The sequence below is a fragment of the Kosakonia sp. 1610 genome (assembly GCF_050435845.1).
Classification (GTDB): domain Bacteria; phylum Pseudomonadota; class Gammaproteobacteria; order Enterobacterales; family Enterobacteriaceae; genus Kosakonia; species Kosakonia cowanii.
Genome location: NZ_JBNDKZ010000011.1, coordinates 76,076 through 92,679 on the forward strand (window position 1 = coordinate 76,076; position 16,604 = coordinate 92,679).

The following is a 16,604-nucleotide window of genomic DNA, read 5'->3' on the forward strand; positions in this document are numbered from 1 at the left end:
CGCCCGGTTCTGCCGGGCGTTGTTCTTTTTGGCGCGTCACGGGTTACAATGCCCTCCGGTGAATTTTAAGGAGCTGCGCGCCATGCCCCAGTCAAATCTTAGCGAAACGCTGTTCAAACCCCGCTTTAAATACCCTGAGACCTCGACGCTGGTGCGCCGCTTTAACCCTGGCGTGCAGCCGCCCGTGCAGTCCGCGCTGGATGGCAAAAACGTGCCGCAGTGGTACCGGATGATCAACCGGCTGATGTGGATCTGGCGCGGCATCGACGCGCGCGAGATCCTCGAAGTGCAGGCGCGCATTGTGATGAGCCAGGCCGAGCGCACCGACGCTGAGCTGCTCGATACGGTGGTCGGCTACCGCAACGGCAACTGGATCTACGAATGGTCCGCGCAGGCGATGAGCTGGCAGCAAAAAGCGATGCAGGAGACCGACAGCACGCTGAGCGGCCGCCACTGGTTGCACGCCTCTAACTTATATAGCATCGCGGCCTATCCGCACATCAAGGGCGATAGCCTGGCCGAGCAGGCGCAGGCGCTGGCCAACCGCGCCTATGAAGAGGCCGCGCAGCGCCTGCCGGGCAGCATTAAAGAGCTGGAGTTCGCTATTCCCGGCGGTGCGCCGGTCACCGGCTTTCTGCATATGCCGGAAGGCGAAGGTCCCTTTCCGACGGTGCTGATGTGCGGCGGGCTGGATGGCCTGCAGATCGATTACTACACCCTCTATGAGCGCTATCTGGCCCCGAAAGGCATTGCCATGCTGACGCTCGATATGCCCTCGGTGGGCTTCTCCAGCAAATGGAAGCTGACCCAGGACTCGAGCCTGCTGCATCAGCATGCGCTCCAGGCATTGCCGAACATTCCGTGGATTGACCATACCCGCGTGGCGGCCTTTGGTTTCCGTTTTGGTGCCAACGTGGCGGTGCGGCTGGCCTATCTTGAGGCGTCGCGCCTGAAAGCGGTGGCCTGCCTCGGGCCGGTGGTGCATTCCCTGCTCAGCGAGCCGCTGCGCCAGGGCGATGTGCCGGAGATGTATCTGGACGTGCTCGCCAGCCGCTTAGGCATGCATGACGCTTCCGATGAGGCGCTACGCGTCGAACTTAACCGCTATTCATTAAAAACGCAGGGGTTACTCGGCCGCCGCTGTCCGACGCCGATGCTCTCCGGTTTCTGGCAAAACGATCCCTTCAGCCCGGAGGCAGAGTCGCGTTTAATCACCTCTTCATCAAGCAATGGAAAGCTGCTCGATATCCCGTTTAACCCGGTTTATCGCAATTTTGACGCTGCGCTCAGGAAGATTGTTGACTGGATCAACCATCAGCTCGGTTAATACTTTGAGAAATTCCATTGATTTGGTAAAACAGTTGCATCACAAAAGGAGATCGCAATGACGTTACCAAGTGGACATCCGAGAAGCAGGTTGATTAAAAAGTTTACTGCGCTAGGACCTTATATCCGCGAAGAGCAGTGCGAAGAAAACCGTTTTTTCTTTGATTGCCTGGCAGTTTGCGTGAATGTGAAACCCGCGCCGGAAAAACGCGAGTTTTGGGGATGGTGGATGGAAATGGAAGCGCAGGAGAAGCGCTTTACCTATCGCTACCACTTTGGGCTCTTCGACAAAGAGGGGCACTGGAAACCCACCGCTATCAAAGACCAGGAAGTGGTCGACCGTCTGGAAAAAACGCTGCGCGACTTCCACGAGCGCGCGCGTACGCTCTTAGCCTCCCTTGAGCTGAAGCTTGAACCTGCCGATGACTTCAAAGAGAAGTTAAAACTCCCCGCATAACACCCCCGATAAAAAATGCCCGGCTGCTCTTCGCACGCCGGGCATGAACAGGTATTAACCTGCTTTCTCCCATCAGACGGGAAAAAAATGCCCTCAACCGAGGGCATTTCATATAACGAGGGTCACTACAGAGTTTAGAACTGGTAGGTCACGCCAACGGCAACGATGTCGTCGTCAGCAATGCCCAGTTTGTTGTCGTCTTTGATCTGGTTGATTTTGTAATCGACCATCGCCGAGAAGTTTTTGTTGAAGTAGTAAGTGGCGCCAACGTCGATGTAGTTCACCAGATCTTCGTCGCCGATACCGTTTTCCATATCTTTGCCTTTGGTCAGCACGTAGCCCACGGACGGACGCAGGCCGAAGTCGAACTGGTACTGCGCGACGGCTTCAAAGTTCTGCGCTTTGTTGGCAAAGCCCAGCGAAGAGGAGACCGGCGTCATGTTGTATGAGACGGAGTAGAAGGTCGCCAGGTAAACGTTATTGGCGTCATATTTCACGCCGGTCGCCCAGGCTTCGGCATTCTGACCACGGCCCAGCGCCAGCGCGGTGTTCTGCGCGTTGGTACGGTCAGAGTTGGCGTAAGCACCAATAATCGTGACCGGGCTGCCGCCGAAATCGTAGGCCAGAGAGGTGCCCCAGCCGTCGCCGTTCTGCTTGATGATGCTGTTACGGCCGTTTTCGTTTTTACCCTGGTATTGCAGGGTCATGTCCAGGCCATCCACCATGCCGAAGAAGTCGGTGTTGCGGTAGGTCGCCACGCCAGTGGTGCGCTTGGTCATAAAGTTATCGGTACGGGCCAGCGAGTCGCCGCCGAACTCCGGGAACATATCGGTCACGGAAGCCACGTCGTAGAGCACGCCGAGGTTACGACCGTAATCGATAGAACCAAAATCTTTGATTTTCAGACCGGCAAAGGCCAGACGGGTTTTCTGGCCCGAGGTAGTTTCGTCGTTGTTACCGGCGAATTCAGATTCCCAACGGCCGAAACCGGTCAGCTGGTCGTTAATCTGGGTTTCACCTTTGAAGCCGAAACGCACGTAGGTTTTGTCACCGTCGTTGTTGTTGTCATCACTGAAGTAGTGCATGGCTTTCACTTTGCCGTACACGTCCAGTTTGTTGCCATTCTTGTTATAGACTTCCGCCGCGTGAACAGAAGAAGCCGATGCAACAACGCCCAGTACCATTAATGCCAGAGTGCTCTTTTTCATTTTGAATTCCTGATTGAACTAACGCGCCACTATTCGCTGGGCTCTCGCCCCGTGAAAAACAGGAAGGGTTGTAACGCTCTGAAATGAAACATTTATGACAAAGTAAGAGTAATTTGAAAAAGTTATGTTTTTTTGTGTTTGCCATAAAATTGTCAAACTCTGCCGCTACGCTTGCTGATCCCGCGCAACAAAAAAGTGGTCGATTCACGCTGGCGGTTGGCAAGCGCGCTCACTCCTGTTACAACGTTTGATTACTAATAAACTTCTTATTTTTTCTAAAAACGGCAGAGAATCATGAGTGACAGCCAGACGCTGGTGGTAAAACTCGGCACCAGTGTTTTAACAGGCGGTTCCCGTCGCCTGAACCGCGCCCATATTGTGGAGCTGGTGCGCCAGTGCGCGCAGCAGCACGCCGCCGGGCATCGCATTGTAATCGTTACCTCCGGCGCTATCGCCGCCGGGCGTGAGCACCTGGGCTACCCGGAACTGCCCGCCACCATCGCCTCAAAACAGCTGCTGGCAGCTGTCGGCCAGAGCCGTTTGATTCAGCTCTGGGAGCAGCTCTTCTCCATTTACGGTATTCATATTGGTCAGATGTTGCTGACCCGTGCCGATATGGAAGACCGCGAGCGCTTCCTCAACGCCCGCGACACGCTGCGCGCGCTGCTTGATAACAACATCGTGCCGGTGATTAACGAGAACGACGCCGTGGCGACCACGGAGATTAAAGTTGGCGATAACGATAACCTCTCTGCGCTGGCGGCGATTCTGGCCGGAGCCGATAAGCTGCTTTTGCTGACCGACCAGCAGGGGTTGTTTACCGCCGATCCGCGCAACAACCCGCAGGCCGAGCTGATTAAAGATGTTTACGGCATTGATGACGCGCTGCGCGCTATTGCGGGCGACAGCGTTTCCGGCCTCGGCACCGGCGGCATGGGCACCAAGTTACAGGCTGCCGACGTTGCCTGCCGCGCCGGTATCGAGACGATTATTGCCGCAGGCGGCAAGCCCGGTGTGATTGCCGATGTGGTAAGCGGCACGCCGGTCGGCACACGTTTTCATGCCCAGACTTCGCCGCTGGAGAACCGTAAACGCTGGATCTTCGGCGCACCGCCTGCCGGTGAGATCTCCGTTGATGAAGGGGCGACCGCCGCTATTCTTGAGCGCGGCAGTTCGCTGCTGCCGAAAGGGATTAAAAGCGTGACAGGCAACTTCTCCCGTGGGGAAGTGATCCGCATTTGTAATCTGCAGGGGCGCGATATTGCCCACGGCGTAAGCCGTTATAACAGCGATGCGCTGCGCCGGATTGCCGGCCACCACTCGCAGCAGATTGATGAGATTCTGGGCTATGAGTATGGCCCTGTCGCGGTGCACCGCGACGATATGATCACCCGTTAAGGAGCAGAAGTATGCTGGAACAGATGGGCATCGCGGCGAAAGCTGCGTCGTACAAGCTGGCGTTGCTCACAAGCCAGGAAAAAAACCGCGTGCTGGAGAAGATTGCCGACTATTTAGAGGCGCACTCCGAGGCGATTTTGCTGGCTAACGAGCAGGATCTGCAGGAAGCGCGCGTCAATGGTCTTAGCGAGGCGCTGCTCGACCGCCTGGCACTCAACCCGGCGCGCTTAAAAAGCATTGCAGACGATGTGCGCCAGGTGTGCAAACTTGCCGATCCGGTCGGCCAGGTAATCGATGGCGGCGTGCTGGACAGCGGGCTGCGCATCGAGCGCCGTCGCGTGCCGCTCGGCGTAATCGGCGTGATTTATGAAGCGCGCCCGAACGTTACCGTGGATGTCGCCTCCTTGTGCCTGAAAACCGGCAACGCCGCGATCCTGCGCGGCGGGAAAGAGACCTGGCGCACCAACGCCGCGACGGTAAAAGTGATCCAGCAGGCGCTGGAGGAGTGCGGTTTACCGGCGGGTGCGGTACAGGCGATTGAGAGCCCGGATCGCGCGCTGGTCAACGAGATGCTGCGCATGGATAAGTATATCGACATGCTGATCCCGCGCGGCGGGGCAGGGCTGCATAAGCTCTGCCGCGAGCAGTCGACGATCCCGGTTATCACCGGCGGTATCGGCGTCTGCCATATTCTGGTCGACGAGACGGCAGAGATCGCCCCGGCACTGAAGATTATCGTCAACGCCAAAACCCAGCGCCCGAGCACCTGCAACACTGTCGAGACGCTGCTGGTGCATCAGGGCATTGCCAGCACCTTTTTACCGGCGCTCAGCCAGCAGATGGCGGAGAGCGGCGTAACGCTGCATGCGGACGAGCAGTCGCTCGCCCTGTTGCAAAGCGGCCCGGCGAAGGTTGAAGCGGTAAAGGCGGAGCAGTATGACGATGAGTTTCTGTCGCTGGATCTGAATGTGAAGATCGTCGCCGATCTCGATGATGCGATCGATCATATTCGCCAGCACGGTACGCAGCACTCCGATGCGATCCTTACCCGCACCCTGCGCAACGCCAACCGCTTTATCAACGAGGTCGACTCTTCCGCGGTGTATGTGAACGCCTCAACGCGCTTTACCGACGGCGGCCAGTTTGGCCTCGGCGCGGAAGTAGCGGTCAGCACGCAGAAGCTGCACGCGCGCGGCCCGATGGGTCTCGAAGCACTGACCACCTATAAGTGGATCGGTTTCGGCGACGATACCATTCGTGCGTAAATAAAGTCGGGTGATGCAAAAGTAGCCGTTTGATTCACAGGGGCATTGACGCATCACCCGCTTAGTTTTAACCTTCTAACCCGTGATTCACGCTCGTGAACACCTCGCAGGGCCGATATAGCTCAGTTGGTAGAGCAGCGCATTCGTAATGCGAAGGTCGTAGGTTCGACTCCTATTATCGGCACCATCCTACCTATTTTAACGTCTCCTTAAGTCTACTCAAACACCCTTTAAACCTCTATAATACGTGGTGTTACGGCCCTTATTGTCTCTGCTCGTCTACTCACGTTCACGGAAATCTACGGTAAGTTGGGGGTATCAATGGGGGTATTCGCTGTTCGGTCTAAAGGAGATACCCCCAGATGAAGCTCAATGCCAGACAGGTCGAGACTGCCAAGCCCAAAGAGAAACCCTACAAGATGGCTGATGGTGGTGGCCTCTACTTATTGGTGAAAACCAACGGGTCACGCTATTGGCGTTTAAAGTATCGTATCGATGGAAAGGAAAAGTTATTGGCGCTGGGGGTATATCCCGATGTGTCATTGGCTGATGCCAGAGCAAAACGTGATGAAGCTCGAAAGGGTATCGCTGGGGGTATCGATCCTTTGGAGGCTAAAAAAGAACAAAAAGTTGAGCGTGAAGCGCAGGTCAAAAACACCTTTCAAGAAATTGCGCTCGAATGGCACAGCATGAAAGTGAAGAAATGGTCTGCGGGATATGCCTCTGACATTCTTGAAGCCTTCAAAAAAGACGTCTTCCCGTTCATTGGTCAACGCCCAATCGCAGACATTAAGCCGCTGGAATTGCTGAACGTGCTGAAAAAGATGGAAGACAGGGGAGCGACCGAGAAAGCCAAGAAAGTACGTCAACGCTGCGGCGAAGTGTTTCGCTATGCCATTGTGACAGGCAGGGCTGAGTATAATCCCGCGCCAGATCTCACCAGTGCCATGCAGGGGCATGAATCTACACATTACCCATTCCTGACCACCGAAGAGCTTCCTGCCTTCTTTAAAGCCCTTACGGGCTACTCTGGTAGTGAATTGATGGTGCTGGCAGCAAGATTGCTGATCATTACCGGCCTGAGAACAGGGGAATTGCGCGGTGCGTTATGGTCAGAAATCGATACCAAGAAAGCGCTATGGGAAATTTCTGCTGAACGCATGAAAATGCGTCGTCCCCATATCATCCCGCTCTCTACCCAAGCGTTAGCCATTATCGAACAGATCAGAGCAATGACGGGGCAATTTCCTTTACTGTTTCCGGGACGCAATGATCCAAGTAAGACCATGAGTGAAGCCAGTATCAATCAGGTGTTTAAGCGAATTGGCTATACAGGCCGGGTTACGGGTCATGGTTTCCGTCATACCATGAGCACCGTTCTTCATGAACAGGGCTATAACACCGCATGGATTGAAACCCAACTGGCGCATGTGGATAAGAATGCTATCCGTGGCACCTACAACCATGCGCAATATCTCGATGGCAGACGTGAGATGCTGCAATGGTATGCCGACTACATGGCAAGCCTTGAGAAAGGCGGCAATGTGGTGCAGGGAGCGTTTAATCGACGTGGGTAAGGATAACTGCTGATGAAAGAATGGCTATGTCTTAACGGGCATAGCCCTTTTTTTTGGCTAAAGCAGATAAGAATTAAGTCAGAATTTAAACTGATATTGATTAACTAATTGATTATTATGTAAATTATAAAATACCTTAAAACAGCAAAGTAAATAGCACTTATTGCTAAATCGCTCTACACCCCGCCCAGTGACAGCTCTCCCGCCATTTCATCTGTTATTGTATGAAAAACACTCAATTCAAGTTCAATTCTGATTTTCCGAGGCTTGAACGTCATAAGCGATCTGCAGATACTACATTCATCAAAACAACAACGGAGAAATATATGACAACAAGAAGACTTATTCGCCTGCCGGAAGTGATGAATAAAACAGGATATAGCAAAGCATGGATTTATCGACTTATTAGCAGAGGCGTATTCCCAGAACCGATAAAGATTGGAATAAGAGCCAGAGCTTTTGTTGAAAGTGAAATCGATGAATGGATTGAAAATATTATTCAGTTTTCACGTAAACACGCTGATTAATGAACAATACACTATTAATGCGATGAGGAGGTTTTATGTAAAACGTTAAACGCTGTGTTTTTTACAATATTAAAAAATAAGAAACTAAAATATTTTATGCATTAATAATGCAGGGTATTTTACACTATAAACAAAGAAAAGGAAAAATATATGAATAAGAAAAATAATGGTTTTGATAGGATCGCTACTGAGATGTTTCTACTATCAGCTATGAAAGAGTATTACCGTATCTATTGGGATATAGTCAAAAAAGGGCCCAAAGAAGCATTTAATTTACTTACTGATAATCATCATATGGAAACAGTCTATGACCAAGTAATCGAACGAGCTAAAAAGGGGGTAGCCAAAAATAAGCGCTATCTTATCGATTTCGAAGGGGTGAGAATGGAGGTAATGACGCTGCATACCAAAGCATTAGTGTTAGCCTATATGTAAATCTATTTGGCCCCTTCTTGGGGCTGAAAAAAACTAAATATTAAATAATCATATAAAAGTGAGGGTTGATTATGTCTAAAAATAATAAAGTTAAAAACAAATCTACAAAACTGTTCCTTGATCTTGCTAAAAAATCGTTTGAGGCAAGTTGGATCAGTTTACAAAATGATCACGATGGGGATATAAGAGAGTATATTAGTGATCATGATTTTATGAGTGCAACTATCATGTGCGTGATTATGCATATTAAAGATAACTTTGAGAGTTTAACACAGAAAGAAGGAAATAATGGAAATGTTGACGAGGTTGATCTTAAGGGAATCGCTAATCTGCTGGTGAGGCATTCGTATTTATTTGTTCACAAATCTTTGTAGTTTTCTTTGAATATATATTTGCCTCGTAAGGGGCAGATAAACAACGTTTATTATAACAGGAGAAATCTGATGATTGATGAGTTCCACGTTATGTTTATGTATAAAAAAATCCAAGCTGAAGCCGCTACTACTGATATCAAAACACTGAATCAGCTTTTGAAGAAGTTCCGAAAAGTGGTAGAGGAGCGGCGTGAGGAGTATTATCAGGAGATTGGTGAAAAGAAGGTGCGTAATCTGAGGATGAAAAGGCTCCTCAAGTTGATGGCGCGAGATGGTATTTCACCACAGGAACTATGTGACTGGCAGTAGCCAGTCTACAAGAAATATACTCATTAAGTTCTATCGAAAAATTAGTAAAGTTGGTGTTTGCGAAAGTTTGGTGGCTATTAATATTTAAATTTTACATTTTGTTATTAGCGGCTATCGCCACGATCATTAATGAATAAATCCATCATTAACAGGGGCAAGCCCTGTCCAGCAAAGTGATTGTTGGCGACAATCACCAAGTGCTGCTTTGATAAATGGCTTTTGATCCAATAGGAAAAATATTTGTATATCAGCATTAGGGCGTAGCCGTGCGTCAGCACATGAGCGTTAGCTCATAGATGGTGGGGATTTTCAAAAAAAATTTTTTAGTTAAATAGAAAGGGATACTTAGCAATAAATAATTAGAAACCCCAGATGGCGATCATAAAAATCGCCCGGTTTCTTTTAATCCTCTTAAGTATTATCTCTTACTTCTTGCAAAATTAAGTTAAGACAAAAACGGCCTGCAGCCCTTGGGGAATAAGGCTTGTATTAGAAAACCACGACTGACTATACGGTCAGTATTACTGACTCTATTGTCAGCATCACTGACTGCACGGTGAGCTTTCCTGACTCTGTAGTCAGTTCTGATATCATTTTTACGCTAAAAAATGACAGTGATTTAAATCATCGTCACTGGAAAACTTGCTATTTATAAAATATTTTCGCAAAAAAACATGCAAAAAACTTGATATCTTTTTCATGTATGGTATTTACTTTAATATAAATAAAATAATAAAAGGTGATAATATGATTAAAGAAATGGAAGTTGACTTGGATTTAGGCTTAAACCCTTTTTGCTTTGAGACAGAACTAAAGATTGAGACAAGAAAGAAAAATCTGACTGTTTCAAGGGGAACGGAACTTATCGAAAGAAAAGATGCCAGTCGAAGCTATTTTGCTAATATTGTGCATACACAAGAGGTTGATAAAGAAGAGTTCATCAAACTCTATACCTCACAAATAAAATCCTACTTTGATCTCACGAAAACAGCATACAAAGTATTTTTTATCTTTTTACGTATTTATCAGGATGCGATAGGTAAAGATCATTTCTACCTGAGCTGTAAAAAGGCAATGTCCCTTGCGGAAAAGATAGATCATTTTGTCTTATCGGAATCTATTTTTTACCGGGGGATAAAGGAACTCATCGAGAAACGCATTATTGCTAAAACTAATGAGAAAAACTGGTATTTCATAAATCCTGCGATTGTTTTCAACGGTGATCGTGCTCGCTTTGTTTCAGAGATCAGAAAAAAGAAAGAGAAAATTGACATTGAACAGGTTGAAAGCATTATTGATAGCGGAGGAGACTATACTAAAAATGAAGATAAGCGTAGGTCTATTGAGTCAGTCATTGAAAATGTAAACAACAAAGAAGATATCGATGTATTAATCGCCAGATTACAAGCTAAAAAGTCGCAGGGATTCGCAAAGTGCGAAAGTATAAAAGTAAGCACCTCTTATGAAAACATAAGCTTAGTGCCACCAGAAGAACCACTAGATTGGGATAACATCTAAGGTAAGGCGAGTGACCAGAATTAACTAAAAGATAATCAGTCATTGTTTTTTTTGTAAAACAGAAAAGGAATCTTTACCAAGTTGTTTTAGTTTGTCTTCGCCATTAATTTTTATCAAACTGTAATAATAATCTGGTTCGATGCTTTTAATATGAGACAGCATACCCAATAGATAAGGTATGTCTTTATGATTGATTTTATTATTTGAATATAAATGAAATAATGCTCTTATTTTTTTTCGTAAAAACCTTCCTACTCCTAGATCACCAGTATTCGAAATAACAACACCTGTTATGCGACGAGACCTTCCTTTACCTATGAACTTTGTTTTACTTGTGTTGATTATTAGCTCTGGTTTTTTTTGAATAGACACTAAATTAATAACAAAATTCTTTACATCATTAAGTTTATCAAAACTGTCAGATGAAAAAGATAAATCATCTGCATATCGCGTATAAATAACATCATTGTCCTTACAGTGGTTGAACAATTTTTCATCAAAATCATACATGACAATATTTGATATCATGGGTGATGAAGGAGCACCAATGCATAATCGTAGTTTTTTTTCTCCTTTTTTTCTTCGGAAAAGATAATGACTAATAACTTCATATTCAAACTGGTTAAGTTTTATATCGTTTTTTGAGATAAAATAATTAAGGTCTTGCGGTTTAATAGAATAAAAGAAATTCTCAAAATCCATCTTAAGGATGTATTCGTTTTTTTTATGCGGTTCCGCATTGTCAAAAATTGATTTTTCTTCGATATAAGCAGTGGCGCATTCATGCACTGGTAATAATGAAAGTAAGGAATCTACTATTGCACGTTGAACATTTTTAACATCAGGAGATGGTTGTGCTATTTCCCTTAAGCCTTTACCATTTTTTTTCTTTATAAAGAAGACTTTGTATTTTTTTGGCGCTTTAATATAGCCAGAAATTATGGTCTTAGGGGTGCAATTTAATGTTTTAGACAACTCATCTATGTAACTCATTCCTTCCTCCTGTTATCTATTCAAAGCATCGTTTCTAGAAATATCACCTTCTCTATAGAAGAGAATAACTTTGGTTTTAGCATCATCAGCATCTACAAAGGATGATACCTGTTTTTTATTATTGTTGTATCTATATTTTACAAAACCATAGTTGTTATGAGATGCGACATAGAATACATCTCCAGAATTGACCTTTATTATTAATTCTAGATTCTCGAGAATATAAAGGTATTCTTTTATCTTTTTAACACTAAGGTCAATGGAAAAACCAATGGATAAATATATTTTAATCTCACCAACCTTCAATGCTGAAAAAATATAAATAAGATCAGCGATTACTAGGCAGATATGACCTTTTCGGTCTTTTTCAAATTTTACTGTTGATTGTGTCTTTTGTTCAATTTCTTGTTTTAATTTATCTAATATAATATCAGCTTTGTTATAAATTACTTGATTAGTGTCAGAAAAGCGAAGGTTGACCTTTTTTCTATCTCCTGATGGTATATATTCCACGTTCCATTCGTATCTTAAAATAACTTGCTTATTATCTTCAAGATACTTAATCACACCTAGATTTATGAAGGATTTTTCAATTATTGTATTTGTGTTTAAAATAGTGATTAATTTTTTTGATATTGATTCAATGATGCTAAATGCGCCAAGTTCTGCATACGCACCTAATCCTTCGACTATTAAAATTACAGCACTTGCTAAATCAGCTAGAACAATTTCAAGATCAATTAAGTTATCTATTTTTGAATGCTCAAGCCAATCTTGAAACTCTTCTGCTTCACGTATACGAGAACTTAGCTTGCTATCAGTGTGCTCAAGGCGGCGTAATAAAGCATCCCGCATCGAGCCGGGATTATCGACATCAACTGAGTTACGTACACCGCCACAAATGAACACAAAATTAGGTAGGTTTTCTAACCTTAGTTCTTCTGCATCGATGCAGAGTATGAAATCGTCTCTGATATCGTCCATTGAGCAGCCGCTTATGTTATAAAAAACCCCGGTTTACCGGGGTTCTGCTCTTTACCTAGAAGGGCACGGCCTGAGTAAAAATCGAAGATTTTTGGGAAGGCCGTGGCATAAATGACCACAATAAACAAGTTCCGGTGATACACCAGATGAAGCAGATACGCCTCTATCGCGTAAAGAGTGTTTTATACACTAACTTAATGATTTGCATCAATCAAGCTGCTTGTCTCAAGATTATGGAAGGCATTGATAATGGCGAAAAAATTGTTGAGCGCATAGTTAGCTTTGAATAATCATATCGTTTAACTTAAATGCTAGTAATATCAATCAAGTAACCCACGCGAAACCTTACTCGCCGTTTGGCTGAAATTATATCGGTCAACAACATTTCCCTTGAACCAGATCTCAAGGGAGTTCATATGCGTTGTGTTGCTGTTTTTCAGCAGGGCCAGACCGGGGATGTAGTTCGAGATCTTGCTTTCGCCTGACATGCTGGAGTAAGACCAGATTTCCTGACCGTCATTGGTAGCTCGTGTTTGTGGTTACCCGAATGCGTTAATAACATCTTGCTGGGTAGTTTTTCCTTTAACTATTTTGGTTTTTACGGTTTGTTGCGATTCGTCTTTAAGGGATTTGTTGCCATAGGTGGTGCAAGCGACAAGAGGTAGGATCACCAACGCAGCAATAAACAGTTTTCTCATGTTAACTCCATATAAATAGTAAACGTAAAAATAGGCGCAAAGAATCCGGGTCCAGTGTTGTACCGCATCTATCTATTAAACTTTATGTTAATTAATAGCGAACAAAGCCGCTTATCAAAAGCGTGTGAGTTTTTATCTAATCAGCTAACGGCATCCTTCATGGTTGTTTTCCCTGATGTTGCATTAATCAAAGCTATCTAAAGGCCATAAATCGACATTAACCGCTTATCTCATGGTCCAGCGCTCTATCCACTTGAATCAGCTCGTAAACTGTCTGGTAGTCCTTTGGTTTACTCTACTCATTAACGATTCCTCTAGCAAGAAAATGATCGATATTGCAGATCGATAACTAGATATTGATAGGTTACAGCGATTGAAGATGGTTTATCGATCGGTCTTTTAATTGATTTAATCGATCGAATAACCAAATATGATAGTTATTTCCTATCATTATATTGATTTTGATCGTTACAAACGATATGACGTCCCACAAAAATAATTGAATCCTATCAATTGGTTAATCAGGTGGTTTTGCTGTGTTATGCCAGTAAGAACAAGCTTTAACGACTATAGATTTGCAGCAGACTACCTCTACATAACAGCATTTTTGATTATCAGGATGGATAGGAAGATGAAGAAGATTTTACTCGCTGCCTCTGCAGCTCTTGTTCTGGCGGGATGCGGTGAAAAAGGCGATTTTGAGAAAGCGATCAACGCGAAAATATCACAATCAAAGCTGTGCTACTCCCTGCAGGACAACGACATTGTATTCAACAAAGGTTTTCCGATTAAGGTCAACCGTGGCTACCGTTCTGCCGGATACAGTGCCAGTGATGAAATCTTAAAAGGTCTGGCTAATCAGGGACTGCTTGATGTTTCTCAACAAGCTAATAGTTTCAGTAATGTCGATGTTCTGGAAGTAACAGACAAAGGACAAGAGGTTGAGTTTTGGGATCGTAAAGATGGTGCCTGTGTTGGTCACCGTGCCGTAGCTGAGGTTAAAAGCAGGACTGAACCGAGTGAGGGTAATGGCGTTAAAATGACGCAAGTGACCTATACGTGGAAACTGGATGGCGTGCCGGGCTGGGTTGATAAAAATGCCTTCTCTGGCGTGAAAGGGATGTCTGAACCAGAAGAAGCCAAAATTGTTCTGGTGAAAACCAATAACGGTTGGCAAGCCCGGTAATTACAGGAAGAACGCTATGAACTCTATCTATTGGTTGCTTATCATCGGTCTGCTGATGAACATACCATCACTGGCTCCAGTGCTGTTTCTCCGTAAGACGCAAAAGAACGTGAAGGTATCGATGGCGGTCAGACTGTTTCTGCTTAACGCTTTCTTGATGCTGTCCCTTGTGACGCTATCGCGGAACATTACGCAAGAATATGGCTTGTTCCCGGTATGGCTGCTCGTTGTTGTCATAGGATTGTTTGCGGTCACGCTAGTACCAACGGTAAAATTTATGCGTAGGCATTTAACCGTCGGGAAAAGTCGGGCTGTAATGCTCTCATCATTCCTGATTGTCTATGCTGTCAGGTTTCATGGCGTGTTTTCAGATTTGAATGGAAGTGGATATACGATTAACTGCTATAACACAGTATGGACATTCATCTTCCTGTTTGCCTGCCTATTGGCTTATCTCGGTTGTTCCGGGAACAGAGAAAACTATGGTACATATATACCTCCAGCCACTGCGCAGCCTAATGGTAATAAAGCCTATGCTTCCCAATCAGAGATTGATACCGATATTGCTGTGAAAGGATCAAGTGTGTTATTCGACCCAAATCTGGATATTGTGGAACAACAGCGTTATCGGGATGCTATTGAAAAGCGAAATAATGATAGCTTGTAAGCTGTTTTAATCTGCGATTTTTAATTCATATAGCCTTGTTTGATACAGGGCTTATTGTATTGAACAATATGTTAAATACATTCAAGGTTGATTATTTTTAAATGATCTTTAAATATTTTTGACATTTATTATTTATATAGTATTAAATATAAAATAACAAAGGAGATAATAATGAGAAATAAAAAAGATGATGTTTTATGTGAGATAGCTAAAGCTGCAAAGATCATTGAAGAAAAAACAGATATTAAGAGGGATGAATTCGATAAATATCCTTCAGAAGATCTAATAAAGATACTTATTGGGATGCTGACGCCATCACAAATATCTTTTTTCAAAGAGAATATTAACGGATATGAATATCCATCTGACGATAAAAATATCAAATGGTTTTGTGATGCTTGGTTATTTTACTTTTACGACAGGGCTGAATAAGATGAGTCCTTATCTGATTAAAGGATTCTTGTATAGATAAAAAATAAATGCTTACCAATGACAGGGCATGAATGATAATTTCTGATATTGTTATGACTCTTGTTAAAACCAGCAATGGCTGGGCTGCTATAAGCTTGCCGATCATTTCTATTGTGGGTGTTATAGTAGTAAGGCGATTTTCTCTGATAATGTTGTATTCAGAAGAAGGATGCAATACTGGAAAGTTTTGAGGCAAAACAAGTCTTGCATCTAAGTTTGTTTTGCCTATTAAATTATTTTATGACGTTGCGATACTTCTACGTTTGTATGCAATTTTAGATAGTTCTTTTGCTATTTCATCAATACTATGTATCGTTGTTTGTAAAGCAAGTTTATCTGCTAAGTAATGGCTATACTCTGCAACCTCTGTTGCATCAATATTATGCCAGATTGGTAGCAGAACTTTATTTTCGTCATTTACTGCTCGGTTAATCAAGCTATCTAACTCATACTGAGTCCATTTTTTACTAAAAAAAGCATGAGACAACACGACAATTCCATAAGATGCTTTTTTTAAGCCCGTATCTATATTCCTTCTTAAGCTATCACCAATTTCCAATGTTTGTTCATCGAACCAAACATTAATACCAAGTTGCGATAATTCATTTACCAATGGTCTAACGAAATTATCTTTATCTTCACTAGCATGAGATATAAAGAAATCGAAATATATTTCAGGATTTTCTTTCATTTTTGTGCTCTGCAGTTCATATGATTGATGGAAAACAGCTTGAAGTTTTGCCCATTCAATTTCAGCATTATCTTCCTTTAGTTGATAGTATATTTTATGCACAGGGAACTCGATGTTTGATATGTAGATGTAAAAAGTGTTCTCAATCTTTTTTCCATCAAGTTCTTTCCATTTCCATTCATAATTATGTATATATGATATTGATTCTTGGAAGTGCCTATGATCGATTAAACTCCCGGCGCGAAAAGATGCCTTTTTAATATTAAATGCTATGTAAGTGTTGCCCTCTCCAGAAAATATAATATCATATCCATCTTCGGCAAGTAGTGCATAAAGTTCTTTCGATCTTTTATGCTGCTTAACTGCTAAATATACAAATAATGGCATAACTAAAATTATTACAACGATTAGAAATACAGGGGAAAGATCCATAAATTAAATCTCAATGTTGTAAAATAAGAATCATGTTGATGACTATCATCCTATCATAAAAAAATAATAAAAGTATTTTTATGTAGGA

17 protein-coding genes, 1 tRNA gene and 1 pseudogene are annotated in these 16,604 nt (G+C 44.1%); 14 read left to right on the forward strand and 5 right to left on the reverse strand.

Annotated elements, in window-relative coordinates; translation table 11 throughout:
• Positions 1 to 82 precede the first annotated feature (82 nt).
• Positions 83 to 1,327, forward strand: coding sequence for an esterase FrsA (gene frsA / locus ABIC80_RS21325; RefSeq protein ID WP_242389984.1), 1,245 nt, complete (start codon positions 83 to 85; stop codon positions 1,325 to 1,327).
• A gap of 57 nt (positions 1,328 to 1,384) precedes the next feature.
• Positions 1,385 to 1,783, forward strand: coding sequence for a sigma factor-binding protein Crl (gene crl / locus ABIC80_RS21330; RefSeq protein WP_023479000.1), 399 nt, complete (start codon positions 1,385 to 1,387; stop codon positions 1,781 to 1,783).
• Between the two features lie 134 nt (positions 1,784 to 1,917).
• Here the strand turns inward: crl and phoE are convergent, their stop codons facing one another.
• The gene (phoE, locus tag ABIC80_RS21335; protein ID WP_042715969.1) at positions 1,918 to 2,991 is read right to left on the reverse strand and encodes a phosphoporin PhoE; all 1,074 of its coding nucleotides are present in this window, start codon (positions 2,989 to 2,991) and stop codon (positions 1,918 to 1,920) included.
• 294 nt (positions 2,992 to 3,285) lie between these two features.
• Here phoE and proB point away from each other — a divergent pair, with 294 nt between their 5' ends.
• From proB to ABIC80_RS21380, 9 genes are all read left to right on the forward strand, one after another.
• Complete coding sequence (proB, locus tag ABIC80_RS21340; RefSeq protein ID WP_023479003.1) at positions 3,286 to 4,389, forward strand: glutamate 5-kinase; 1,104 nt, start codon at positions 3,286 to 3,288, stop codon at positions 4,387 to 4,389.
• Positions 4,390 to 4,400: 11 nt separating this feature from the next.
• Positions 4,401 to 5,654: a glutamate-5-semialdehyde dehydrogenase gene (gene proA / locus ABIC80_RS21345; RefSeq protein ID WP_429178487.1), complete on the forward strand. Its 1,254-nt coding sequence runs from the start codon at positions 4,401 to 4,403 to the stop codon at positions 5,652 to 5,654.
• 111 nt (positions 5,655 to 5,765) lie between these two features.
• Positions 5,766 to 5,841: transfer RNA gene (locus ABIC80_RS21350), tRNA-Thr, on the forward strand.
• A 175-nt stretch (positions 5,842 to 6,016) separates the two neighbouring features.
• Positions 6,017 to 7,231, forward strand: a complete 1,215-nt coding sequence (locus ABIC80_RS21355; protein ID WP_429178488.1) for a tyrosine-type recombinase/integrase — start codon at positions 6,017 to 6,019, stop codon at positions 7,229 to 7,231.
• 326 nt (positions 7,232 to 7,557) lie between these two features.
• Positions 7,558 to 7,758, forward strand: coding sequence for a helix-turn-helix transcriptional regulator (locus ABIC80_RS21360; RefSeq protein WP_049594956.1), 201 nt, complete (start codon positions 7,558 to 7,560; stop codon positions 7,756 to 7,758).
• A 150-nt stretch (positions 7,759 to 7,908) separates the two neighbouring features.
• The gene (locus tag ABIC80_RS21365; protein WP_019105355.1) at positions 7,909 to 8,193 is read left to right on the forward strand and encodes a hypothetical protein; all 285 of its coding nucleotides are present in this window, start codon (positions 7,909 to 7,911) and stop codon (positions 8,191 to 8,193) included.
• 71 nt (positions 8,194 to 8,264) lie between these two features.
• Positions 8,265 to 8,567, forward strand: coding sequence for a hypothetical protein (locus ABIC80_RS21370; RefSeq protein ID WP_199977731.1), 303 nt, complete (start codon positions 8,265 to 8,267; stop codon positions 8,565 to 8,567).
• A gap of 69 nt (positions 8,568 to 8,636) precedes the next feature.
• Entirely contained in the window at positions 8,637 to 8,876 is a 240-nt protein-coding gene (locus tag ABIC80_RS21375; protein ID WP_199977733.1) for a DNA-binding protein, read from the forward strand.
• A gap of 750 nt (positions 8,877 to 9,626) precedes the next feature.
• Entirely contained in the window at positions 9,627 to 10,394 is a 768-nt protein-coding gene (locus ABIC80_RS21380; RefSeq protein WP_199977756.1) for a hypothetical protein, read from the forward strand.
• A gap of 39 nt (positions 10,395 to 10,433) precedes the next feature.
• Here ABIC80_RS21380 and ABIC80_RS21385 read toward each other — a convergent pair whose 3' ends face one another.
• The 3 genes and pseudogenes from ABIC80_RS21385 to ABIC80_RS21395 form a co-directional block, all read right to left on the reverse strand.
• Positions 10,434 to 11,387: a retron St85 family RNA-directed DNA polymerase gene (locus ABIC80_RS21385; RefSeq protein ID WP_199977735.1), complete on the reverse strand. Its 954-nt coding sequence runs from the start codon at positions 11,385 to 11,387 to the stop codon at positions 10,434 to 10,436.
• Between the two features lie 12 nt (positions 11,388 to 11,399).
• Positions 11,400 to 12,371, reverse strand: coding sequence for a retron St85 family effector protein (locus tag ABIC80_RS21390; RefSeq protein ID WP_199977737.1), 972 nt, complete (start codon positions 12,369 to 12,371; stop codon positions 11,400 to 11,402).
• A 320-nt stretch (positions 12,372 to 12,691) separates the two neighbouring features.
• A pseudogene (locus ABIC80_RS21395) lies at positions 12,692 to 13,069 on the reverse strand (hypothetical protein).
• A 631-nt stretch (positions 13,070 to 13,700) separates the two neighbouring features.
• Between ABIC80_RS21395 and ABIC80_RS21400 the strand changes: the two are divergent.
• From ABIC80_RS21400 to ABIC80_RS21410, 3 genes are all read left to right on the forward strand, one after another.
• Complete coding sequence (locus ABIC80_RS21400) at positions 13,701 to 14,255, forward strand: lipoprotein (protein WP_429178489.1); 555 nt, start codon at positions 13,701 to 13,703, stop codon at positions 14,253 to 14,255.
• Between the two features lie 16 nt (positions 14,256 to 14,271).
• A complete protein-coding gene (locus ABIC80_RS21405; RefSeq protein ID WP_429178490.1) occupies positions 14,272 to 14,922 on the forward strand; it encodes a hypothetical protein in 651 nt (216 codons plus the stop codon).
• Between the two features lie 171 nt (positions 14,923 to 15,093).
• The gene (locus tag ABIC80_RS21410; protein WP_047045501.1) at positions 15,094 to 15,354 is read left to right on the forward strand and encodes a hypothetical protein; all 261 of its coding nucleotides are present in this window, start codon (positions 15,094 to 15,096) and stop codon (positions 15,352 to 15,354) included.
• Positions 15,355 to 15,631: 277 nt separating this feature from the next.
• Here the strand turns inward: ABIC80_RS21410 and ABIC80_RS21415 are convergent, their stop codons facing one another.
• Complete coding sequence (locus tag ABIC80_RS21415) at positions 15,632 to 16,516, reverse strand: TIR domain-containing protein (protein WP_429178491.1); 885 nt, start codon at positions 16,514 to 16,516, stop codon at positions 15,632 to 15,634.
• Between the last annotated feature and the right edge of the window lie 88 nt (positions 16,517 to 16,604).

What these genes read in the sequence shown, in the direction of transcription:
- ABIC80_RS21400 (WP_429178489.1), top strand. Translation starts at nt 13,701, where the DNA reads ATGAAGAAGATTTTACTCGCTGCCTCTGCAGCTCTTGTTCTGGCGGGA.
- ABIC80_RS21365 (WP_019105355.1), top strand. Translation starts at nt 7,909, where the DNA reads ATGAATAAGAAAAATAATGGTTTTGATAGGATCGCTACTGAGATGTTT.
- ABIC80_RS21355 (WP_429178488.1), top strand. Translation starts at nt 6,017, where the DNA reads ATGAAGCTCAATGCCAGACAGGTCGAGACTGCCAAGCCCAAAGAGAAA.
- ABIC80_RS21385 (WP_199977735.1), bottom strand. Translation starts at nt 11,387, where the DNA reads ATGAGTTACATAGATGAGTTGTCTAAAACATTAAATTGCACCCCTAAG.
- ABIC80_RS21405 (WP_429178490.1), top strand. Translation starts at nt 14,272, where the DNA reads ATGAACTCTATCTATTGGTTGCTTATCATCGGTCTGCTGATGAACATA.
- phoE (WP_042715969.1), bottom strand. Translation starts at nt 2,991, where the DNA reads ATGAAAAAGAGCACTCTGGCATTAATGGTACTGGGCGTTGTTGCATCG.
- proB (WP_023479003.1), top strand. Translation starts at nt 3,286, where the DNA reads ATGAGTGACAGCCAGACGCTGGTGGTAAAACTCGGCACCAGTGTTTTA.
- ABIC80_RS21390 (WP_199977737.1), bottom strand. Translation starts at nt 12,371, where the DNA reads ATGGACGATATCAGAGACGATTTCATACTCTGCATCGATGCAGAAGAA.
- proA (WP_429178487.1), top strand. Translation starts at nt 4,401, where the DNA reads ATGCTGGAACAGATGGGCATCGCGGCGAAAGCTGCGTCGTACAAGCTG.
- frsA (WP_242389984.1), top strand. Translation starts at nt 83, where the DNA reads ATGCCCCAGTCAAATCTTAGCGAAACGCTGTTCAAACCCCGCTTTAAA.
- ABIC80_RS21360 (WP_049594956.1), top strand. Translation starts at nt 7,558, where the DNA reads ATGACAACAAGAAGACTTATTCGCCTGCCGGAAGTGATGAATAAAACA.
- ABIC80_RS21375 (WP_199977733.1), top strand. Translation starts at nt 8,637, where the DNA reads ATGATTGATGAGTTCCACGTTATGTTTATGTATAAAAAAATCCAAGCT.
- ABIC80_RS21410 (WP_047045501.1), top strand. Translation starts at nt 15,094, where the DNA reads ATGAGAAATAAAAAAGATGATGTTTTATGTGAGATAGCTAAAGCTGCA.
- ABIC80_RS21370 (WP_199977731.1), top strand. Translation starts at nt 8,265, where the DNA reads ATGTCTAAAAATAATAAAGTTAAAAACAAATCTACAAAACTGTTCCTT.
- crl (WP_023479000.1), top strand. Translation starts at nt 1,385, where the DNA reads ATGACGTTACCAAGTGGACATCCGAGAAGCAGGTTGATTAAAAAGTTT.
- ABIC80_RS21415 (WP_429178491.1), bottom strand. Translation starts at nt 16,516, where the DNA reads ATGGATCTTTCCCCTGTATTTCTAATCGTTGTAATAATTTTAGTTATG.